The organism is Sinorhizobium fredii USDA 257, from assembly GCF_000265205.3.
Classification (GTDB): Bacteria; Pseudomonadota; Alphaproteobacteria; order Rhizobiales; family Rhizobiaceae; genus Sinorhizobium; species Sinorhizobium fredii_B.
Genome location: NC_018000.1, coordinates 2,052,706 through 2,071,882, shown reverse-complemented (window position 1 = coordinate 2,071,882; position 19,177 = coordinate 2,052,706). Strand labels below are relative to the sequence as shown.

General features: G+C 57.3%; 21 protein-coding genes and 5 pseudogenes. 15 read left to right on the top strand and 11 right to left on the bottom strand.

The window, feature by feature from the left end:
• Positions 1-80: 80 nt before the first annotated feature.
• Positions 81-245: pseudogene (locus USDA257_RS35430) on the bottom strand (WGR domain-containing protein); the annotation flags it as partial.
• Positions 246-268: 23 nt separating this feature from the next.
• On the opposite strand from USDA257_RS35430, the pseudogene tnpB reads away from it, so the two are divergent.
• A pseudogene (gene tnpB / locus USDA257_RS09560) lies at positions 269-505 on the top strand (IS66 family insertion sequence element accessory protein TnpB); the annotation flags it as partial.
• Between the two features lie 236 nt (positions 506-741).
• Here the strand turns inward: tnpB and USDA257_RS38730 are convergent.
• Positions 742-1,155 carry a hypothetical protein gene (locus USDA257_RS38730; RefSeq protein ID WP_370055979.1) on the bottom strand — a complete coding sequence of 138 codons (414 nt, stop codon included), beginning with the start codon at positions 1,153-1,155 and terminating at the stop codon, positions 742-744.
• Between the two features lie 138 nt (positions 1,156-1,293).
• On the opposite strand from USDA257_RS38730, the gene USDA257_RS09550 reads away from it, so the two are divergent.
• The 6 genes and pseudogenes from USDA257_RS09550 to USDA257_RS09530 all read left to right on the top strand — a co-directional run bounded on the left by USDA257_RS09550 (position 1,294) and on the right by USDA257_RS09530 (position 6,349).
• Positions 1,294-2,283, top strand: a complete 990-nt coding sequence (locus USDA257_RS09550; RefSeq protein ID WP_014762728.1) for a YihY/virulence factor BrkB family protein — start codon at positions 1,294-1,296, stop codon at positions 2,281-2,283.
• Positions 2,284-2,671: 388 nt separating this feature from the next.
• A pseudogene (locus USDA257_RS09545) lies at positions 2,672-3,743 on the top strand (sensor histidine kinase).
• 131 nt (positions 3,744-3,874) lie between these two features.
• A complete protein-coding gene (locus USDA257_RS35960; RefSeq protein WP_014762726.1) occupies positions 3,875-4,069 on the top strand; it encodes a hypothetical protein in 195 nt (64 codons plus the stop codon).
• Positions 4,070-4,173: 104 nt separating this feature from the next.
• Positions 4,174-5,160, top strand: coding sequence for a YihY/virulence factor BrkB family protein (locus USDA257_RS09540; protein ID WP_223843410.1), 987 nt, complete (start codon positions 4,174-4,176; stop codon positions 5,158-5,160).
• A gap of 223 nt (positions 5,161-5,383) precedes the next feature.
• Positions 5,384-5,686 (top strand): hypothetical protein, encoded by a 303-nt coding sequence (locus USDA257_RS38725; RefSeq protein WP_014762725.1) that lies wholly within the window; start codon positions 5,384-5,386, stop codon positions 5,684-5,686.
• Between the two features lie 186 nt (positions 5,687-5,872).
• Positions 5,873-6,349, top strand: coding sequence for a hypothetical protein (locus USDA257_RS09530; protein WP_041414044.1), 477 nt, complete (start codon positions 5,873-5,875; stop codon positions 6,347-6,349).
• On the opposite strand, the gene USDA257_RS09525 is transcribed toward USDA257_RS09530, so the two are convergent.
• On the bottom strand, positions 6,346-6,741 hold the full coding sequence (locus USDA257_RS09525; RefSeq protein WP_014762722.1) for a PRC-barrel domain-containing protein: 396 nt from the start codon (positions 6,739-6,741) through the stop codon (positions 6,346-6,348). The two genes, USDA257_RS09530 and USDA257_RS09525, sit on opposite strands and share 4 nt — an antisense overlap.
• 890 nt (positions 6,742-7,631) lie before the next feature.
• On the opposite strand from USDA257_RS09525, the gene USDA257_RS09520 reads away from it, so the two are divergent.
• Together USDA257_RS09520 and USDA257_RS09515 are read left to right on the top strand one after the other, a co-directional pair.
• Positions 7,632-8,678, top strand: a complete 1,047-nt coding sequence (locus USDA257_RS09520) for an HWE histidine kinase domain-containing protein (protein ID WP_014762721.1) — start codon at positions 7,632-7,634, stop codon at positions 8,676-8,678.
• Entirely contained in the window at positions 8,678-9,043 is a 366-nt protein-coding gene (locus tag USDA257_RS09515) for a response regulator (RefSeq protein ID WP_014762720.1), read from the top strand. The genes USDA257_RS09520 and USDA257_RS09515 overlap by 1 nt, the downstream gene beginning before the upstream one ends.
• Positions 9,044-9,967: 924 nt before the next feature.
• On the opposite strand, the gene USDA257_RS09505 is transcribed toward USDA257_RS09515, so the two are convergent.
• On the bottom strand, positions 9,968-10,933 hold the full coding sequence (locus USDA257_RS09505; RefSeq protein ID WP_014762718.1) for a magnesium and cobalt transport protein CorA: 966 nt from the start codon (positions 10,931-10,933) through the stop codon (positions 9,968-9,970).
• Between the two features lie 540 nt (positions 10,934-11,473).
• On the opposite strand from USDA257_RS09505, the gene USDA257_RS09500 reads away from it, so the two are divergent.
• Together USDA257_RS09500 and USDA257_RS09495 are read left to right on the top strand one after the other, a co-directional pair.
• Positions 11,474-12,550, top strand: a complete 1,077-nt coding sequence (locus USDA257_RS09500; RefSeq protein ID WP_014762717.1) for an AI-2E family transporter — start codon at positions 11,474-11,476, stop codon at positions 12,548-12,550.
• A 749-nt stretch (positions 12,551-13,299) separates the two neighbouring features.
• A complete protein-coding gene (locus USDA257_RS09495; RefSeq protein ID WP_014762716.1) occupies positions 13,300-13,557 on the top strand; it encodes a response regulator in 258 nt (85 codons plus the stop codon).
• Between the two features lie 183 nt (positions 13,558-13,740).
• Here USDA257_RS09495 and USDA257_RS37085 read toward each other — a convergent pair whose 3' ends face one another.
• The 3 genes from USDA257_RS37085 to USDA257_RS09480 form a co-directional block, all read right to left on the bottom strand.
• Positions 13,741-13,890 (bottom strand): hypothetical protein, encoded by a 150-nt coding sequence (locus tag USDA257_RS37085; protein WP_014762715.1) that lies wholly within the window; start codon positions 13,888-13,890, stop codon positions 13,741-13,743.
• Positions 13,891-13,963: 73 nt separating this feature from the next.
• Positions 13,964-14,320: a hypothetical protein gene (locus USDA257_RS09485; protein ID WP_014762714.1), complete on the bottom strand. Its 357-nt coding sequence runs from the start codon at positions 14,318-14,320 to the stop codon at positions 13,964-13,966.
• Positions 14,321-14,383: 63 nt separating this feature from the next.
• A complete protein-coding gene (locus USDA257_RS09480) occupies positions 14,384-14,779 on the bottom strand; it encodes a PRC-barrel domain-containing protein (protein WP_014762713.1) in 396 nt (131 codons plus the stop codon).
• A 489-nt stretch (positions 14,780-15,268) separates the two neighbouring features.
• Between USDA257_RS09480 and USDA257_RS35420 the strand changes: the two genes are divergently transcribed.
• Positions 15,269-15,544, top strand: a complete 276-nt coding sequence (locus USDA257_RS35420) for an integrase core domain-containing protein (protein WP_420135946.1) — start codon at positions 15,269-15,271, stop codon at positions 15,542-15,544.
• A 158-nt stretch (positions 15,545-15,702) separates the two neighbouring features.
• On the opposite strand, the gene USDA257_RS09465 is transcribed toward USDA257_RS35420, so the two are convergent.
• The 3 genes and pseudogenes from USDA257_RS09465 to USDA257_RS36580 all read right to left on the bottom strand — a co-directional run bounded on the left by USDA257_RS09465 (position 15,703) and on the right by USDA257_RS36580 (position 16,793).
• Positions 15,703-15,909, bottom strand: a complete 207-nt coding sequence (locus USDA257_RS09465) for a CsbD family protein (protein WP_014762710.1) — start codon at positions 15,907-15,909, stop codon at positions 15,703-15,705.
• A 134-nt stretch (positions 15,910-16,043) separates the two neighbouring features.
• A pseudogene (locus tag USDA257_RS33740) lies at positions 16,044-16,244 on the bottom strand (response regulator); the annotation flags it as partial.
• Between the two features lie 366 nt (positions 16,245-16,610).
• A complete protein-coding gene (locus tag USDA257_RS36580; protein ID WP_153297024.1) occupies positions 16,611-16,793 on the bottom strand; it encodes a hypothetical protein in 183 nt (60 codons plus the stop codon).
• Between the two features lie 170 nt (positions 16,794-16,963).
• Between USDA257_RS36580 and USDA257_RS09455 the strand changes: the two genes are divergently transcribed.
• A complete protein-coding gene (locus USDA257_RS09455) occupies positions 16,964-17,785 on the top strand; it encodes an ArdC family protein (protein WP_014762707.1) in 822 nt (273 codons plus the stop codon).
• A gap of 31 nt (positions 17,786-17,816) precedes the next feature.
• Here USDA257_RS09455 and USDA257_RS37080 read toward each other — a convergent pair whose 3' ends face one another.
• Entirely contained in the window at positions 17,817-17,993 is a 177-nt protein-coding gene (locus USDA257_RS37080; RefSeq protein WP_014762706.1) for a hypothetical protein, read from the bottom strand.
• 459 nt (positions 17,994-18,452) lie between these two features.
• Here USDA257_RS37080 and USDA257_RS09450 point away from each other — a divergent pair.
• A pseudogene (locus USDA257_RS09450) lies at positions 18,453-18,760 on the top strand (DUF736 domain-containing protein).
• Positions 18,761-18,898: 138 nt separating this feature from the next.
• Positions 18,899-19,165 carry a type II toxin-antitoxin system prevent-host-death family antitoxin gene (locus tag USDA257_RS09445; protein ID WP_014762704.1) on the top strand — a complete coding sequence of 89 codons (267 nt, stop codon included), beginning with the start codon at positions 18,899-18,901 and terminating at the stop codon, positions 19,163-19,165.
• Positions 19,166-19,177: the final 12 nt, after the last annotated feature.

Sequence of the window (19,177 nt, the reverse complement as noted above, 5' to 3'; positions counted from 1 at the left end):
TCAGGAAAAGCCCGAACCAGAAACGATACTCTGGGCTTTCGCTTCCATTGCATGACGGAGAAGCTTCGACACTTGGAAGCTCAAAGGCGTGGTTGAGGCCTGTAACCGCGCGCTCGCTTCTGGCGAGCCAAGAGAAGGAAGTGTCCGATAGCTTGCCGCTCGTCCTCGAACAGATCAACGCGCTCCTTGCCGCGAGTGCCGATGCGGCCCCAACGGCGGACGAGCGAAGCGCCGCCGAAGCCATCGCGCGTGCGTTAGCGGTCTCGGCATGATCTTTCCGTCGAACCGCGTTCGGATCATGGTGGCGACGAAGCCGGTGGACTTCCGCAAAGGCCATGACGGGTTGGCGGCGCTGGTGAAGAACGAGCTGCGCAAGGACCCGTTCACCGGAACAGTATTCGTGTTCCGATCACGCAAGGCGGACCGGTTAAGGCTGATCTACTGGGACGGCAGCGGCATGGTGATGGCCTATAAGCGACTGGAAGAGCACACCTTCACCTGGCCTGGCTTGATGACGTGTGAATCCGCATCCTGTCCAATTAGTCGCCCCTTACCCAAACTTACGGGTAGCATAAGGTTTCACTACCGAAATCCTTGAATTTGAAGGGTAAATTCGAAAAGTGCGACAAATCAGCAGCGAGTTCACGCGTCAGAGTTGGCAGGCCGTCTTCATTATCGCCCGTAGAGCGAACCGCCGTCGCTCTGAGAGACGCCAAAGATAACCCGTCGTCCCGCCGTCGATTAAACGAGACCTGGGAAACTGACGTGTGCTCTGACGTAGTCGATGGTAGCAGCTTCCAAATCATGACACTGCTGCTCGGTCACAATCAGCGCCGAGTCGTCGCTACGCACGGAACATCGAAGAGCGTCGCGACGTAGACATGCACGCTTGTATTCCTCGCAGAGCTTCATGAAGACCAGATCGCCACTCATCCAGGCGCTTTCACGCAGTTCAGGAACCGCCAAAAACAGCCGCGCTTTGCCTGCTTTCCTCATATCCATGGCCGCCTCACGGGAGCTCGCCGCGACATTTGCCGCGTTGAACGGTGCCGGCAGGAAAATGTTCCCGCACCCGCAGAGCACGGGAGGCACGGCATTACGACCTCGGTAGACAATTTCCTTCGTGCATTCGATCTGAGGCCAGAAATCTTTCACCTGTCCTCACCCCGCGTACCCACGGAACAAGGCATACAGTGGCCCGTTTGTATGGAAACTCACTAGCCAGAAAGCATCGAGCCCACCGCGCGAGCCGAGTGGCCACTTCTTTGGAACGCTCGGCTATGAGGTCGTAAAATGAATCCCCACGAAAACCAAGAAGAGGCTGCGGAACGGGAGGATCCGGGGAGGGGACGGACCGCTGCTACCCCCGGCGACATCCCGGCGCGCGGCCTGCGTGACATTTTCTGGCGCGTGGTCTCGCAGGTCAGCGAAGACCGGGTGGCGCTCGTCGCGGCCGGCGTTACATTCTACATTCTTCTCGCCCTGTTTCCGGCACTGACCTCGCTGGTATCTATCTACGGCCTCATTTCCGACCCGGCCGCCATTGGCGAGCAGATCACTTTTTTGGCGGGCATCCTGCCGGCGCAATCACTTCAGCTTGTGACGGATCAGTTGCAGGCCATCACGTCACAGAAGACCTCCAGTCTGAGCATCGGCTTCATTGCCGGGCTGCTCATCGCACTCTGGAGTGCACGTAACGGGGTGGCAGCACTCTTCGAGGCGATGAACATCGCCTATGACGAAGTCGAAGAGCGCGGTTTCATCCGACTGACGCTGCTTACCCTTGGCTTTACGGCGGGTGGTCTCCTGATCACGGCCGTGCTGATCGCTGCCATCGCGGTTTTGCCGGCAGCCCTTGCCTTTCTGCCGCTCGACCAATGGCTCGAAAGGCTCGCAAGGATTGCGCGCTGGCCCGTGCTCTTGCTGCTGATTGGCGCCGCCATAGCCCTGGTTTACCGATACGGGCCCGATCGAGATCCACCGAAGCTGAGGTGGCTCACTTGGGGCGCGGCGTTCAGCACGCTCTGCTGGTTCCCAGCGTCGCTTCTGTTTTCATTCTACATCGATAACTTCGCGGACTATAACGCGACCTACGGCGCAATGGGCGCATTGATCGGCTTCATGCTGTGGATTTGGGTATCGACGATGATCATCATCATCGGGGCGGAGCTCAACGCCGAATTGGAACACCAGACGGCGCGCGATTCCACGACTGGCCAGCCCCAGAAAATGGGCGAGCGCGACGCCTATGTGGCCGATACGCTCGGCGAAAAAAGCGATTGAGCTCCGCTCTGTCCGGTCGAGATCGATCCCCTTCGGTGGCAGAACCGATCTGGATTCGGTCGCGGCGTGTATTCACGGCGCGAAGAGGGCGAGGGGAGGCGGCCGCTCGATCCACGACCGCAAATCTGGATGACCGAAGGTCTCGTGCGACCCCGAGCTGAAGTTCGTTCGGCGCGCAAATTCACGCCGAGGCCCCGGAGCGGACCTTGTACATGTCGCAGAGCCGCCATAACTCCAAAAACCATACTTTGTTAGGGATAATTGGGGGCTTCTTGTGTCGAGTATCAAACGACGGCGTCATGATACCAGCGCACGCCGATATTGCTCCTGACGCATTTTGGCACTTCGATGTTTCTGTTACACTTCTATTCCTAACTGGGGACTCGAAATGACCTCCGACCATTTGCCTGAACAAGTCGACCGACTTCTCGGCAATGCCGATATGGCGGAAGCTCTCGAAAACAAACAATTCAAACGATTTCTCGATCAAGTGCCGATCGCTCTCGTCATCTCTAAAATTGGTAGTCGGGGCGAGCGGATCATCTACGCCAACCCTGAGTTCGAGAGCCTCTCAGGGTTGACCGCGGCGGAGGTTGAGAACAGAGAGTGGGGCGTGCTTGAAGCAGAGGCTGCCGTCGCGCAGGAGGTGTCATCGCTCGGTCAAGCCGTCGTCATTCAGACCGATCGCGTTGGAACCTTCAAAAGAAGTGCGGGGGACACGACGATCATAATCGACGTTTATTCAAGCGTGGTTGAAGACGATGAGGGAACGCCGTGTTTCCGCCTCGTCGCACTTGTGGATGTGACCGAGCACAAGCAGGCCGAACGCGAGGAGCTCGAAAATCGTATCAAAGAGCAGGATCTCCTACTTCGGGAGCTGCAACATCGTGTGAAGAACAACCTTCAGATGATAACGACACTAATCCGCCTCGAAGCACGCAGCAACCCGGCCCCAGACACACGGTCCTTCGAAAGGTTGGCCGGCCGGGTTGAAGCACTGACGACCCTGTATCAGGCCCTGGCAAGGGGAGAGAGCGGCCAGAATGTCGATCTTGGCATCTATATCAGTCAGATCGCATCGGCCGTCATGGCGTCGAACGCTTGCGATGGGGTCAGCCTTGACAATGAAAATTGACCCCTATCCTGTTTCGATTAACGTCGCCATGCCAACTGGGCTGGTCGTCAACGAACTGCTCACCAATGCGCTCAAGCATGCTTTCACCGGGCGAGAAGGAGGGGTAATCACACTGCGAAGCACCTTTGAGGATGGTGCTTATCGTGTGATCGTTGCGGACGACGGAATAGGTCTCCCTGAGGGGGAGACTTGGCCCAAACACGGCAAGCTTGGCGAGTTGATCGCGCAATCGCTGCGCGAAAACTCTAAAGCTGATCTCCAAGTGATCTCCACTCCGGGTCAGGGCACACGCGCAACGATTAGTTTCAGGCACAGCGCTCCCTGACCGTTTCGGCGAACATTCAAACCGGTGCGCTGCTGGCAGGTGCGGCCTTCATAGGAACTTGGTGAAAAAGCAGGTCCGGCCGCTCAGTGCTGGAAATTTCGGCGCAGCTGCATAGCAGCCCATCAGCTCTCATGACCGAAATTGCCACCTTCGGCTCGTCCGTTTCCCAAGCCAAAATGAGAAAAGAAAAAAGATCAGAAGGCCGTGGTGATCGGCTTGAAATGGCATTTCCGAGCCGTATTTCTGCATTTTTGGGAGATAATGATGACGATGGTGCTTATCGGTTGCGCTCGTGTCTCACCCATCGATGGGCATCCCTTTTGTAGCCCCGATCGCCTAGCTGTGAAGACGCCCGCACTTTGTCAGCGTATCAACCCCATAAATCGTCCGCGCCCGAAGGGTAGTCTATCGACAGGCTCGAGTGAACCTTTTGAGTGATGATCCTGGCGGCCGACTGTATGAAGGCAACAGCCATTCTGGCATTCTCAGCGAAGATGCGACTGAATTGTTACGAGGTCGCGGCTGGCGCTCGGCACAAGCGGTCCTGCGTGAAGCGGTGCTTCGGCTCTGGGACGACGAGGCAATGTCTCTGGCGGGAAATATCGCCTTTCGACCCGTGTTGGCGATGTTTCCCTTTCTGATTTTTATCAGCTCGCTTACTGCTTTCATAGGCGATCCCGGAATGGCGAGTCGGCTTATCGAATTTTTAATTGCGATCGTTCCGGCCCCATTGGTGGACACACTGGTTTCGGAGGTTCGCGCTGTGGTCACAGAACGGCGCGGCGGCATAGCCGGGATCGGCATCTTTCTCACAATATGGTTTGCGGTAGGTGGGGTCGACAGCGTCCGTGTGGGACTCAACCGCGCGTACGACATTAAGGAACATCGATCTGTTCTGTGGATCTATATCCTTCAGGTCCTGGTGGTGGTCGGAGGTGGGCTCGTATTCGTCATCGTCGCTTACCTGTTGGTGCTGGCCCCCTTATTGGGTTCGCTGGCTAATCGGCTTCTTCCCGGGTTCCAGCCTACGTTTTCGGCATTCGAAATGATGCGATATCCATCCGCTGCCGCTATTCTGACGGTGGCGCTGTTCGCAGCACATATCGTTCTGCCTGCACGCCGGACACACTTTTCCAATATATGGCCTGGTGTGTTCTTCACAGTTCTGGTCTGGTTATCGTTGGCGATAATTTTCTCGTGGTATCTTGCCCGCTTTGCCGATTATGCAAGCTACTACGCCGGAATCGCCGGTGTAATAGCAGCGTTGTACTTCATCTATTTGGCGGCATTGGTTCTCATATTTGGTGGTGAAATGAATCGGGCGCTCCGAATCCGGCGCCTGGCGCGCGCAATGAGGCGAGTTGCCAACGAGACTAGTGGAAATTCAGAGATCGGTCCGGTCCCCGAGGAGCAATAAATAATGAGTTCTCGCAGCTAATGGATGCCATTTAAGAAAGGCATTGTTCGGCCGTTCACGAGGCAATGAAGAGTATAGCGAGCTCAGGAGAGCTGACCGCTCGCTAACTTGCGATCATCTCAATCGGATTCAGAGAGGTTTACTTTCGCAAGGTCACGCTCGTCCCTCTGGTGCCGGTCTGCACCCACCCTTATATCTCTCCCGGAACAACCGGGAGAATGTAGTGTCCGAATTCATAAGCTATCTCTTCGCCATCCTTGTCATAGGACCGCTGCAGGCGGAAGTATCCGAGCGCCTTCAGGGCGTGCCATCAGCTGAGATTGTCCATTCAGGACGGGCGTGCATTGCTGCGGAGGCTCCGAGACTTCTCCAACGAGCCCAGGAAGATTGGGCTTGGGCGGCTGCAAATGCTGTGGGCGTCGGTGTAGGAGTTGTTGATCCGGTAACCTTGCTTGCGGGCCAAAACGCCGATTGCGACAGTCTGGTACAAGTTCTGTCGCAGCGCGGAGTGGCTGAGGGGGTCTAAATACCTGACGCCTTGCGGCAGACGGTCGCCAGCGATGGTCTCGTCGATGCCGCCGATGTGATCAGAACGTTGAAGATCGCGCTTTATGCGGACTTGCCCCGCCACCGTGCGGGGCTTTTTCTAATGGCGGGCGTGTTCGCTTTCCGGCTGCCGCAAAACGCGGCCTGCTGGAAGAAAAGGTAATCCATGAATTCACTTCTTAAACGTCTTCTCATGCGCGTCGCTGTTGTTGTGCTTGCGGGTTCCTTGGCACGCGAGAGTGCGGAAGCCGAACCTTTCGGCTTAACTACCGACTTCATCGGTGTACCGCGCGACGGCAGGTATGGCTTCACAAAAATTCCTGCACAGCTCGGGATAGGCATGAAAGGCGGCGATCGCGTTCGCAGAGATGCCGTATTTGCCTTCGCAACGACGCTTGCGGTTGCTGCCGGCGTTCAAATCGAGAGGCAGGAGGGTGTCACGCGCAATTTCATCGGCATGATATTTGGCGATGAGGTCGTGACGCCGAGGGGACAACGTCGAGGAACCCTTTCTCGAGAAAAGCGATTAAGCTCCGCTCTGCTCAGTCGAGATCTCGGTGGCACGAAGCGATCTGGATTCGGTAGCGGCGTACTTAGAAGGTTGAGGTTCCGGAACGGAACCTCCGGCGTCGTTGCGAACTAGCGTTTCCAGCGGCCCTCGTATTTGAACTCCGGGGCCGCCTTGAGCTGATCCTTGGTCGCATCCATCACAGCCGTCCACTTTTTGTCGGTTTCGACGTAGGTGATTTTGACCGCCTTCGGGCTGACGACAACGTAGCGCTCGCCCATCCCGAGGACCCCTCCGACGGACACGATATAGCCAGCCAGCTGACCTTCCGAGAGGACCAGATCTTTGATCTCCCCGATCGATTCATTGGCAGTATTGGTCACGTTGAGATTGACGAGATTGTAGCTCAGCACGTCGGTCGGCTTGGCGGTGACGAAGGTTTCGGTGGTGGTGGTTTCAGCCGTCTGCGCCGCAGCCGTTCCAACAATCATCGTCGTAGCTGCAAGGGCAATCAGAATACGTTGCATGGACCCGCTCCTTGAGGAAGTTCAGGAACCCCTAACGCCAGGATTTGATCGGAAGTTAACGACGTCAATGAATTACGAGCTACGGATCATGCGTCCGTGGCGGTGACCTGGGAGCCCGGAAAACGTGTCGATCGCCTTAGTTTTAATTTTGGATGCCGCGATCCCCAGAATGAAGCCATGGCGCGCGCTCTAGCGGAAGCGCCCGATCTCTTGCCCGTCGCCGACTTGATAGAGCGATTTCCACTTCGAGACGGTGAGTATCACGGCCGCCAGTGGGTCGGAATGGCAGACGCAAGGGGGGGCCGGGGCAGAGGTAACCGGCTTGCGGCGAATCGGCCTCCGGCGGTAGGGCTGACGATCATGTCGGCCGGATCCTGCATGACGGCAGCACGCATTGTTTTCGGTTCCCTTAGGTTAAATGTCAGGAGAGATCGCTCTCGGCCACTCCCAGGCAGGCGTCCAGAGGCCCGGCAGGCGAAAATCTTCGCCACTGATCTTACTGTGCATGTCTATTCGTTCCACTGGAACAAGAAAGCGTGAAGAACGTTGTTCAAGATCGGAGTGCGTCGACCCGGCACCCCCTTCAGCGATGATGGCTGCGAGGGGTTTCTGGAGCACTCAAGGAGACTCGCATGGATGTCACCACGCTTCTCATAATATTGTTGATCCTTGTTCTGTTGGGGGGCGGCTGGTTCGGCCGCGGTCGCTGGTACTGACCCCTCAAGCCGTATTTCTGTTTTGGTGTTCATTCGGGCAGATGGCCGCTAAGAGGAAAGGCATAGCTTCTTTCCCAGTGGCGGCAGATTTCTCTAAAATACTGCGCGGTTTATCGCGGTTTATGAAGTCGCTGACTGGCTGCGGTCCGCTCAACAACCAGACAAAGCCAAGGCATGCCTGAAATAATAATCAAGTCCGAGGGCCAGAAAGTTGCTGAGGCCGAAGTCGAGAGCTTTCGGAGGGACCTTGGGCCATTCGTCGTCGCTGCTGAATCGACACGAATGCCGATGCTGTTTACGGACGCAAAGGAGCGCGGCGATCCGATAATTTTTGTCAATGACGCTTTTCTCGATCTATCCGGATATGACCGGGAAGAGGTGCTTGGCCAGAGGCTGGACTTCCTGATGGCGCGGGGCACCGATCCCGAGGCGCAGGCGCGCATTAATGCCGCGTTTGCGGGCACCACCAAAGGCGGTTCGGAGATTTGCTACCGTCGCAAGGATGGCAGCGAGTTCTGGTCAGCGATCCTCATCAGTCCGGTTCGGGACAAGAGCGGCGAGATAGTCCAGCATTTCGCCTCCTTCGTGGATCTCACCGATCACAAGCAGGAGGAAGCCCAGTCCAGGATGCTCATCGACGAGTTGAACCATCGCGTGAAAAACACCCTTGCCACGGTGCAGTCGATTGTCTGGCAGGCTTTGCGGAATACTTCTGATCCCAACGTGATCCGGGAATCCATCGAGTCGCGCCTCTTTGCCCTTTCCAGGTCGCACGACCTGTTGACCCGCGAGAATTGGGAAGGTGCGGGACTGTTCGATCTGATCAAGGCGGCTTTGGAGCCGTTCGGTGTTGCAAATGGAAGGTCAGAGCACTTTGTTATCACGGGCAGCAACATCCGCGTCTCCCCGAAAGTCACCCTTGCGCTCGGCATCGCGTTCCACGAACTCGCGACCAATGCCGTGAAGTACGGCGCGTTTTCCAACACGGCCGGGTCAGTCCTGATCTCATGGATGATTGAGCCGTCGTCCGAGGGCAACAGGCTTCTCCTGCGCTGGCAGGAGAAAAATGGCCCGCCTGTGACGCCACCGTCCCGGAAAGGGTTCGGGTCGCGGGTGCTCGAGCGCGGTCTGCCTCACGAACTGGAAGGCACGGTGAACCTCGACTATCGGGCGGACGGCCTGATTTGCACAATCAATTTCCCTGCACCGCAAGGCTCGTGATGGATAAATTGCTTACCGGTCTTCACGTCCTCGTTGTCGAGGATGAAATGCTGGTCCTCATAATGATAGAAGACATGCTGGCCGACCTCGGATGCGAGTCCGTGACTGCTGCAGCTACGGTCAATCAGGCCCTCGCGGCGATTGATGCGCAAATCTTTGATGTTGCTATGCTGGATATGAATCTGAATGGCAGTAACAGCTATGCCGTCGCTGAAGCGCTCGGCACTCACGGCGTTCCGTTCGTTTTCTCAACGGGATATAGCGGTCACGATATGAGAGATGGTTACCGCGATCATCCCGTTCTGAAGAAGCCCTTCACGGAAAAGGAACTGGTCGAGGTCCTTACACGTCTACTGTCTCGCTGAACGAATGACAGCGATTGCGCCTTGCGCAGCCGCCGACGGCGTTCCTTGCTGATGCCGTCGGCCCGGAATCGCACAAAGGGAGGGCAGCGTTGGTTTCCCGCTAAGCAACGCTAAGGTAGAACGAAGCCTGAACGCCGTCACGCTGCTCGCTGATTTCCGGTCAGGTTGAGCGGTTTCCGACCGGTCGCACTCGCGGCACGATCCCAAAGGAAATCGCCGGAGAAAGCGATGTGCTCCCATCCGACCGGTGAAGTGTGGGTCAAGACCGTCGGGGTCAGCAGGCGCTCGGGAAAAGTCGTTTATGAAGATCACCAGCGCGTGGCATTTACTCTTTTACAACGACACAAGGCAGCGGATCTCTGTACGAGGATCTTTGAATTGTCGGCACCTGGAACAACGTTGGTTACTTAGCGTTTGCTAATTTGAAGATTAGGGAGGTTGCCAATGGTCCTGGTCACACATGATCCAAGCCGGCAGAATTGCCAAGGTTCCGATTCGGCGTCTCTCATTGCATCTGTCCGTTGCGCGATCGCATCGGAACTGCCATTCGCCGTGACGAATTTATCGTACCGTGTTTTGGGCGACAGCATTGTAATTGAAGGCAATGTGGTTAAGCGTAGCTACGCCGCGCTGATCCACCGAATTGCCCAGGACATTGCCGGTCCGGGGCGCGTAATTATGAGGGTCGGCGGCATAAACCACTAGGCGCGGTCCAGGCTTCGGACTCCCATAGTTACATTGATCTGTGAAGGCTCTGATGGCACAGGCAGCCAAATGCGCGAGCGCGCCTGATCAAATCCGCATGGCTTCAACGAGGGCCTTCAGCCGAGCGGCCGGAATATATGCATAATCCTGCATTGTTCGCCCTTAACATTGTGTGGTGTACTTTCAACGTCCTCAAGGTGCGCATGCAAAAAGTGAGGGTCAGATCCAGCCAGCTTTTTTGAACCGGTAGAAGAGGAAAGAGCAAAGCGCAGCGATCGTTGCAAGCACCGCGAAATAACCGTACCGCGTGTCCAATTCCGGCATGTTTCGGAAGTTCATCCCGTAGATTCCTGCGATTGCCGTCGGAACGGCGAGGATGGCAGCCCAGGCTGCCAATTGTCTGGTGATTGTCCCCTGCCGCTGCTGCTCCAGCAGGTTGCTGGCCTCAAAAACCGAGGTGATGACCTCACGCAGACCGCTGACCATAGCGTCAACGCGCCTGACGTGGTCGTGCACATCGCGGAAATAAGGTCTTGCGTGCTCATCAATGCACGGCAAATCTAGGTGCACCAGTTTGCCGACGACCTCCGACATCGGACCAAGAATCCGTTGGAACAGGATGACCTGTCGGCGCAGACGGAAAATTCGGCGGATCTCCTCGCGCCCGAGAAACGCCACCAGCATGTGCTTTTCCATCGCCAGCACTTTGTCCTCGATCGTCTGAACGACCGGGAGATAGCCATCGACGATGAAATCGATGATCGCATGCAGCACGTAGTCCGGCCCCCTCTGCAACAATTGGGGAGAGGCCTCCAGTTGCGAGCGAAGCTCCGTATGCGCACGTGCAGAGCCCTGCCGGACAGAGATGATATGGTGCCGCCCGACAAACAGCGACGTCTCGCCGTAGAGGATCTTGTCGCCTTCGAGGTGCGCGGTTTTGGCGACCACGAACAACTGTTCGCCGTAAATGTCCACCTTTGCTATCTGCTGCGAATTGAGCGCATCCTCGACGGCAAGCTGATGAAGCCCGAAGGCCTCTTGAAGGGCCGCCATCTCCTCGGCCGTCGGCGCATGCAAGCCGATCCATGCGAATTCACCCTCTTTGAAGGAAATCGGCATGGGGGAGAGCGGCAGTTCTTCGGCGCGCTTTCCGTCTCGGTATATGAACGAGGCGACTACAGGCATGAGATTTCTTCTTTCCAGCAACGGGACATGGGCAGACAGGCAAAGTCTCCGACGTGACGCAGCCGCGCGCAAGTCACGTCCAGCTCTAGGAGGATAGGGCGAAAGCTTTGCGGCTGGCTGAGAGTGCTGTCCGCCAGGGACTAGCACAAGCAGAGCTTCTATTTCTGCAGGAGAAGACCCGCTTCTCTAGCAACGTGGACATGTCGCTTGTCTGTATCAGTCATGAATGGCTGGAGTACTAGCTGATCGGCTGGCGTCGCTGTGCTTCCGATGACGGTGCGTCGCCCCTGCAGCATTCGGGATCCAATTGAACGTCGGGCAGAAACAACCGGTGCGTGGCAGCAAATTTGTCGCAATGCACCGCCAACTCCCGCGCGTAGGCCCGAGGTGCCGCAATGCGGAGCCTCATTCGTTTGAACACCTTGTCGGCGGCTTCGTTGTTGCTTAGTTTTAAGCTACCGACTGAGTGAACTGGAGACGGCCATCCCGAGTATGGACTATGCGCGGGCAGAGGCTAGGCCGCAGCAAGACTGATTGGTCATGATATTCCTTGGTAAGCCAATCGAACAAATTCTCGGGGTCGGCGCCCTTCTTCTACTTGCGCTCGGTTGCGCTCTCGTCCTCCAGCCTTTCCTCTCAGCCATCCTGTGGGCGGCGGTCATATGTTTCTCAACATGGCCGGTCTACCAGAGGTGCGAGCGGGCAGTCGGTGGCAATAAAAGCCTGGCGGCCGCCGTGATGACGTTGCTGGTTGCCCTCGTTCTCGTCGCACCGTTCGCCGTGATGGTGCCGTCATTGACCGACAGCGTAAGCAACCTGCTCACGGCGGTGAACCAGATTCTCGAGCAGGGGCCCCCGGCGCCACCGCTTTGGGTCGCAGGACTGCCGGTCATTGGCGAAAACGTGGCTGCCTATTGGGAGAGCTTGGCCCACAATGCGCCCGCGTTCATCATTGAGCTCAAGAAGCTGATCGGCCCCGCCACAAACTTGGCAGTAGCCAGCGGAGCGGTACTCGGCGCCGGGCTCTTAGAACTCGGGATGAGCGTATTCATCGCCTTTTTCTTCTTCCTTCACGGTCGGCGGATTGCAGCCTACGTGCGCGAAGTTGGCGAAAGGTTCGCCGGCCTCCGGTCTCGAAAACTGCTCACGGTCGTCGGCGGGACCGTCAAAGGCGTCATTTACGGTTTGATCGGCACGGCCCTCGCCCAGGCCGTCCTGGCCGGCATTGGTTTCTGGATCGCCGGTGTGCCTCAGGCGCTATTGCTTGGTTTCCTTACGTTTGTCCTGTCGTTCGTGGCGATAGGCCCCCCGCTTGTGTGGGGCGCGGTGGCGCTATGGTTTTTTGTCCAGGGAGCCGTTTGGTGGGGCCTGTTCGTCGCAGCATGGGGTCTGCTTCTCGTCAGCAGCATCGACAACGTCCTCAGACCCTACGTCCTCGGCAAGACCAACAGCCTGCCCGTGTTGCTCGGCCTTTTCGGGTTCCTTGGTGGCGTCGTCGCCTTTGGCTTCATCGGGGTATTCCTTGGGCCAACGCTGTTGGCGGTCGCCTACAGCCTGTTCCTTGAGTGGACCACCGCTGAAGTCGAGGAACGCAGGCACCCCACTGAGCAAATCTGATATCTCTTGAACTCTTCTCTCGCGTCCAAGACGCAGGATAAAGTGGACCTCAATTAATGGGGCGACCCGTTGCAGCGCTGTTTTGTACTACAGTGTGGTACCGCAGCTTGACGGAATCCCAAAATTTCTCCGTGGACAAGTAAAGTATCCTGGCGTGGTTTTAATACCAGCGTCCTCGTCCGTAGAAGCCGCCGCCTAGCAGAATAACTATCAGAACTATGATGAGAAGCGTGGTAATATCCATAGACGTCTCCTAGGAGTACCTAGAACGGTGCTTTTCTCGTGATTGTACTCCAACCTTGGACAACGTTTGGCACCCGGTTTTGTTCCATTTTGAGCTACGCATGATACCGCTGACGTGAGTTCGTTCTCCTTGACACAATCAAGCTCACGAACGCAGCGACGTGGTGATCGATCGTCTACTTGTCCCGGTGACGACGCCGACATAAGAGACACCAAAGGGGTCGGATGGACATGGACACGAAACGAGGTGGCGACTTCGCCGGCCGGCACTTACAGCGACGCGGTTGACGGTCACCTATTGAACGTCCAAAGGAGACTCAGTTGCATTGGAACGGTTGCTCTTCGCCTGCGTTTCCCGCCATTGGGATGGGCTTGCAACGGTCGAAGGCCATGGAACCGGTTACGATTATGCTTGTGGAAGACGAAGGGCTGTTACTCTTCGACTTTGAAGAAGCGCTGACCGAGGCAGGCTTCAATGTCATCGCCTTCTCCAGCGGAACGAGGCCATGGAGTACCTCAGGAGCGCAGAAGGCGCAGCCAAGGGTGTGGTCACTGACATCATGCTCTCGGATAGGGCCGTCGACGGTTGGGAGGTAGCGCGCACTGCCCGGGAGATCGACCCGGAGGTAGCTGTCGTCTACATCAGTGGACACGGCGCGGTTGACTGGCCGTCGAAGGGCGTTCCAAACAGTATCGTGCTTGAGAAGCCGTTCGCCATAGCGCAGTTGATTACCGCGATCTCCAACTCCTCAACGGTCGTTTAGCCGACGCTCTGCGTAAAGCGGCGGAGCGTCGTCTATTGAGTTTCCATTGATGATTGACGAACGAAATCTTCGATCGCATCGGCAGAAATCGGGGCGCTCAACAGATGTCCCTGAAGCTGACCTGATGGGGTTGACGGCCTCCGCTCCCGGTCGATCCCGGAGCTTGACAGATCCGCTCAGCACTCAGTTTTCCTGGACCGAAACGCCATTCTGGTCGAGCCGGAGTTCAACGCCGGCCGGCTTCGTTTCCTCGCGATAGAGGTAGACGCCCAGGACTATGACGGCGACAACGAAGCCGCCAATGATCAGGTACAAGGTATTGTTTTGCTGCATGAGGAGAGCAATCTTGCCTTCTTGTAAGTGGAAGAAACTGGGACTATCCGGTCCTAGTTTTGAACAGTGTGAATCAATACCAACGGCGGCGCGTATCCGCCAAAGTCAGCCCGACAGCCACGCCCAGCAGAAAACTGACAATGCCGACCCCGCCAAGCACAGTCGCTGTGGCGCCCGGGTTCTTTCGAGCGACCTCTGATACCGCTTGGACCTGCGTGCCTAGTTGCTTCGCTGCGCGCGCGGCCGTGTTCGACGCGTCATTGTAAAGATCGGATGCCCGCTCGCGCGCTTGATCAAAAACGCCGACAGTTCGTTCCGCAAGGATCTTGTTGATCTTTGTCACTTCATTGCGAAGCGTCGCGATCTGTTTTTCTAGTGCCTCCTGTGTATCACCGACACCAGGTGCGGCGGGGTTAAGAGTCTGGGCCATTCAACGTGTCCTTATAGGAGAATGACGGAACGATGCTAAAGCAGCGTAGCCGTCTTTCGGGAGTTAGCGTTTCCAGCGGCCTTCGTATTTGAACTCGGGGGCCGCCTTGAGCTGATCCTTGGTCGCGTCCATCACAGCCGTCCATTTCTTGTCGTTTTCGACGTAGGTGATTTTGACAGCCTTCGGGCTGACAACAACGTAGCGCTCGCCCATCCCGAGGACACCTCCGACCGACACGATATATCCGGCCAGCTGACCTTCCGAGAGGACCAGATCCTTGATCTCCCCGATCGACTCGTTGGCATTGTTGGTGACGTTGAGATTGACGAGATTGTAGCTCAGCACGTCGGTCGGCTTGGCGGCGATGAAGGTTTCGGTGGTCGTGGTTTCCGCCGTCTGCGCGGCAGCCGCTCCAACAATCATCGTAGTAGCTGCAAGAGCAATCAGAATACGTCGCATGGTCCCACCCCTTGGAGGATGTTCAGGAACCCGGAAACGCCATGAAACGATCGAAAGTTCCAACGACCTCAGTGAATTGGGCGGTGTGGACGGATTTGACCAAGATGAAGCCTGCTGTGAGTGCGAAAATGGAAGCGAAATTTCGCTTCGTCTTCTCGCATCGTAGGGCGACGCGTTTGAAGCGTTTGAGCTCGCCGACGGCTTGTTCGATGCGGGCGCGTCCTATGTAAAGGGCCTTGGCGAAGAAGCCCGGCTTTTGTTTCTCATTGGCCTTGTGCGGAAGGACCGGGATGATGCCGCGTTTCGTGCCGCCTGCCGGTTGTCCTTGTCGCCGGCGCTGCAATGAGGCTCGAAACACCTCCAGCGCCGCCGCCCAATCCTTTCGGAAATCTTTCCCGACGAAACGCGGCGCTCCTGCCTCCGGTTTCTCTTCAATGCCTTGCGCTTCACACGGCCCATGGCGTCAAGGTCCATCGCGTAATGACGACAATGGCACAAGCTTGCGCTCCCATCGCTGCGCCAAGGCGCTGCGGCGGCTCGCCGTCAAGCACATCCAAGACCAATGGCGAGGCCGAACGTGTCGTCCAGACCGCTCTGCGCGAATGGGCCTATGCCAAGGCCCACAAAACATCGGAGCAGCGGGCCGCCGACCTACCGATCTGGCTCTACCGATACAATTGGCATCGCCCCCACGGCAGCTTAAAATCCAAGCCGATCAGCAGACTAGGCCTCACCGACGACAACCTGTTGAGGCTCCACATCTAGGCAGGTTTCTGTACACCAAGTAGTTCGGCAAGACCCACTAATGGCGAGCAACATCAGTGTGCGCCGATCAGGCACAAACGGAACAGTGGAAGAGCCCAAACCGAGCGAATAAGAAACCCCGCCGACAGCGGGGTCTTGATTATGCCAGAGCGGGACCCTTACCAGTCGTCCTGTTTGCTGTACCAGTCGTCAATCTCCCTCTTCGCGCGGTCCTTCTCAAGACCATAGCGTTCTTGGATTTTGCCTTCGAGCTGGTCGCGTTTACCGGCGATTTGGTCGAGATCGTCGTCAGTGAGCTTACCCCACTGCTCCTTAATCTTACCTTTGAATTGCTTCCAATTGCCTTCGACCCGATTCCAATCCATATGCGTTTTCTCCGGAGTTTGCGCCTATACAACAAACTCACAACGGTTGAATTAGTTCGAGCCGTCGCAGTGATATGTCAGAACGGCGGCTTGGCGGACTCCAACTCACGCCGATAAACGGAATCTTCACCCGCATTGAACGGCTTCGTCACCAGGAACGCCGGCTCCGGTCTCGCACCAGTCAGCAGGCGCTCGGGAAACGCCGTTTATGAAGTTCACCGGCACTGGAGATTGAGCAAGAATGTTCTTGACCGCATCGATCCCGGAACTGCCATCGGCAAGATGTCCGCCAGAATCATTTTGGGCGATGTCTTGCCATAGAGGTCGACGCCCTCATCCTACGTGCGTGCGACCGCTCTTAACAGAGCGCGGGCATACCGCCGCAAACGGGCAGATGAGCGCAATCCTCACGGAAAGTGGCATTCGCATATTCCTATTGTGCCTTCCGCGCCTCGATGACTGACCACCCCAATACGTCAGTTAAGGCAGCGGATCTCTGTACGCGGATCTTTGTGTGAATTGTCGGCACCTGGAACAACGTTGGTTACTTAGCGTTTGCGCATTTGAGGGTTAGGGAGGTTGCCATCGTCCTGGTCACACATGATCTACGCCGGCAGAATTGCCAAGGCTCCGGCTCGGCGTCCCTCATTGCATCTGTCCGTTGCGCGATCGCATCGGGAGTGCCATTCGCCGTGACGAGTTTATCGTACCGTGTTTTGGGCGGCAGCATTGTAATCGAAGGCAATGTGGTTAAGCGTAGCGACGCCGAGCCTATCCACCGAATTGCCGAGGATATTGCCGGTCAGGGGCGTGTAATTATGAGGGTCGGCGGCATAAACCACTAGGCCGCGGTCCAGGTCGGCTTCGGACTCCCATAATTCCATGAAGTTGATACGTGAAGGATCTGATGGATAGGCCCAGGCAACCCGAAATGCGCGAGCGCGCCTGATCAAATCCGCATGTGCGTCAACGAGGGCCTTCCGCCGAGCGGCCGGAATATACGCATAATCCTGCTTTGTTCGCCCTTAGTGTTGCTTGGCGTACTTTCAACGCGATGCCCTCAAATACGAACGGCCGTATCACGCGGCCGCTGCGCCATAACGGCCAGCCCTATTCGGGCATGAATGTGCTGTTGCTTTGGTCGGAGGGCGTGGCGCGTGGCTATTCCTCGCCGGTGTGGATGACATTCAAGCAGGCGCTCGAACTGGGATCGGCCGTCCGCAAGGGCGAGAGCGGCGCCACGATCGTCTTCGCGAGCCGCTTCACCAAGTCAGAAACAGACTGCAACGGCGGCGAGATCGAGCGGGAAATCCCGTTCCTCAAGGCGTACACCGTCTTCAACGTCGAGCAGATCGACGGGTTGCCCGACCTGTACTATCATCGCCCAGATCCTGTGCTGGATCCCGTCGAGCGCATTGCGCATGTGGACCGCTTCTTCCGAAACACCGGCGCGGTAATCCGCCATGGCGGAAACCAGGCCTTTTTCGCGCCTGCCGCCGATCTCATCCAGATGCCGCCGTTCGAGAGCTTCAGGGATGCGGCGAGCTATTATGCGACCTTGAGCCATGAGGCCACCCACTGGACGGCGCCAGCCAGCCGCGTCGGCCGTGATCTCTCCCGCTATGCCAAGGATAAGAGCGAGCGAGCCTGCGAGGAGCTCATTGCCGAGCTTGGCAGTTGCTTCCTGTGCGCCGATCTCGGTATCGCGCCCGAACTCGAGCCGCGGCCGGATCACGCGTCCTACCTTCAGTCCTGGCTGACCGTTCTATCGGGCGACAAGCGGGCGATCTTCCACGCCGCGGCGCATGCCCAGCGTGCCGTTGCCTATCTTCACGATCTTCAGCCGGCTGAAGAGCAGAATCGGCGGGCGGCTTGAGGCGCTCAAAGTAGCTCTCGGTTCTGCGTAATCAGGACTGGCCGCCGCCAACGGCGGTGGCCGGCTCTCCCACCGGCTCGGTCGTCACCTGGAGATCGTCACGCGTTCGCAAGTCCAACTTGCCCCAGATCGACATCTTCTGTGTGCCGGATTTCGGCTTGCGCGACGGCTTGATTTCAGCGGTGAACGGTTTTGTCTGCTTGCGCAAGGATCCTCTTGGGCGACCCAATCGTGCTGCAACGATATCCCGCGTATGGATCTACGCAACTGGCGCCTTTGCGGAGCTCGATACGGAGGTGTTCGCGGCAAACGCCCTGGCATCCGGAGCGGTTTCACCTATGAGCCGTTTGGACAGATTCGATCGAAGGCGCGAGGGCAGCCAGTGTCTTGCTCCTTCTCCTCATTGTTGCCGGCGCTCCCTTCCGGGGGCTCGATGAGGCATGTCTGACCGGAGAACGGCTTCGCCTCGATCGTCTTCCCGCAACGGCCCTCCAGAACTTTCTTCCCCTGACGGCTCCGCCGTCATTCCTCGCGAAACAACAAAGTTCTTCCTGCCCGCCCTCCACAATGTTCCGGCCTTTCAGGTGCGGACCGATCGTCCCCGGTCTTTGCGACAGCCATCGAGGCCGCGAAGGGCGCGGCCCGAAACAACGAAAGGAACATGACAATGGCTACCATCGGCACCTTCAGCTCTACCGAAAACGGCTTCAACGGCTCGATCCGCACCCTCGCCCTGAACGTGAAGGCTCGCATCGCCCGCATCGAAAATCCCTCGGACAAGGGCCCGCACTTCCGCATTTACGCGGGTGCCGTCGAACTGGGCGCCGCCTGGCAGAAGCGCTCCGAGCAGGACCGTGACTACCTCTCGGTCAAGCTCGACGACCCGAGCTTTCCGGCTCCGATCTACGCGACGCTGACGAAGTCGAGGGCGAAGATGGCTTCCAGCTCATCTGGTCGCGCCCGAACCGGGACTGATATTCTCGGTTAAAGCCCCGCCGCCCAGGCGGGGCTTTAACCGATGAAATGCACAGCATTTACAACAATGCTGTAAATGCTGGATTTGCGCCAGTTCCGATGTTATGGTGCAGTCGGCAAACACATCTGGAGATCAACATGCACCGCACCGGTGGTTCCTATTCGACAAGCGATCTTTCCCGGAAGTCCGGCGATATCATCGCCGAGGCGTTGCGCCATCCGGTCACGATCACCCAACGCAACAAGCCGCGCCTCGTCCTTCTTAACATCGATGACTACGAACGGCTGATGCGGCAATCCGATGCCCGTTCAGTCGGCACACTCGAAACCATGCCGGGCGAGTTGCTCAACGAATTCGAGGCGGCGGTGGACGCCTATGCGGAAACCGACGAGACCAACCGATGAGCAGCTATGATG

Bases quoted from the DNA above. Each gene is read 5' to 3' on its own strand.
- USDA257_RS09550 (WP_014762728.1), top strand. From the start codon at position 1,294: ATGAATCCCCACGAAAACCAAGAAGAGGCTGCGGAACGGGAGGATCCG.
- USDA257_RS35960 (WP_014762726.1), top strand. From the start codon at position 3,875: ATGACCGAAATTGCCACCTTCGGCTCGTCCGTTTCCCAAGCCAAAATG.
- USDA257_RS09530 (WP_041414044.1), top strand. From the start codon at position 5,873: ATGAATTCACTTCTTAAACGTCTTCTCATGCGCGTCGCTGTTGTTGTG.
- USDA257_RS09525 (WP_014762722.1), bottom strand. From the start codon at position 6,741: ATGCAACGTATTCTGATTGCCCTTGCAGCTACGACGATGATTGTTGGA.
- USDA257_RS09520 (WP_014762721.1), top strand. From the start codon at position 7,632: ATGCCTGAAATAATAATCAAGTCCGAGGGCCAGAAAGTTGCTGAGGCC.
- USDA257_RS09515 (WP_014762720.1), top strand. From the start codon at position 8,678: ATGGATAAATTGCTTACCGGTCTTCACGTCCTCGTTGTCGAGGATGAA.
- USDA257_RS09505 (WP_014762718.1), bottom strand. From the start codon at position 10,933: ATGCCTGTAGTCGCCTCGTTCATATACCGAGACGGAAAGCGCGCCGAA.
- USDA257_RS09500 (WP_014762717.1), top strand. From the start codon at position 11,474: ATGATATTCCTTGGTAAGCCAATCGAACAAATTCTCGGGGTCGGCGCC.
- USDA257_RS09495 (WP_014762716.1), top strand. From the start codon at position 13,300: ATGGAGTACCTCAGGAGCGCAGAAGGCGCAGCCAAGGGTGTGGTCACT.
- USDA257_RS37085 (WP_014762715.1), bottom strand. From the start codon at position 13,890: ATGCAGCAAAACAATACCTTGTACCTGATCATTGGCGGCTTCGTTGTC.
- USDA257_RS09485 (WP_014762714.1), bottom strand. From the start codon at position 14,320: ATGGCCCAGACTCTTAACCCCGCCGCACCTGGTGTCGGTGATACACAG.
- USDA257_RS09480 (WP_014762713.1), bottom strand. From the start codon at position 14,779: ATGCGACGTATTCTGATTGCTCTTGCAGCTACTACGATGATTGTTGGA.
- USDA257_RS35420 (WP_420135946.1), top strand. From the start codon at position 15,269: ATGGCACAAGCTTGCGCTCCCATCGCTGCGCCAAGGCGCTGCGGCGGC.
- USDA257_RS09465 (WP_014762710.1), bottom strand. From the start codon at position 15,909: ATGGATTGGAATCGGGTCGAAGGCAATTGGAAGCAATTCAAAGGTAAG.
- USDA257_RS36580 (WP_153297024.1), bottom strand. From the start codon at position 16,793: ATGGAATTATGGGAGTCCGAAGCCGACCTGGACCGCGGCCTAGTGGTT.
- USDA257_RS09455 (WP_014762707.1), top strand. From the start codon at position 16,964: ATGCCCTCAAATACGAACGGCCGTATCACGCGGCCGCTGCGCCATAAC.
- USDA257_RS09445 (WP_014762704.1), top strand. From the start codon at position 18,899: ATGCACCGCACCGGTGGTTCCTATTCGACAAGCGATCTTTCCCGGAAG.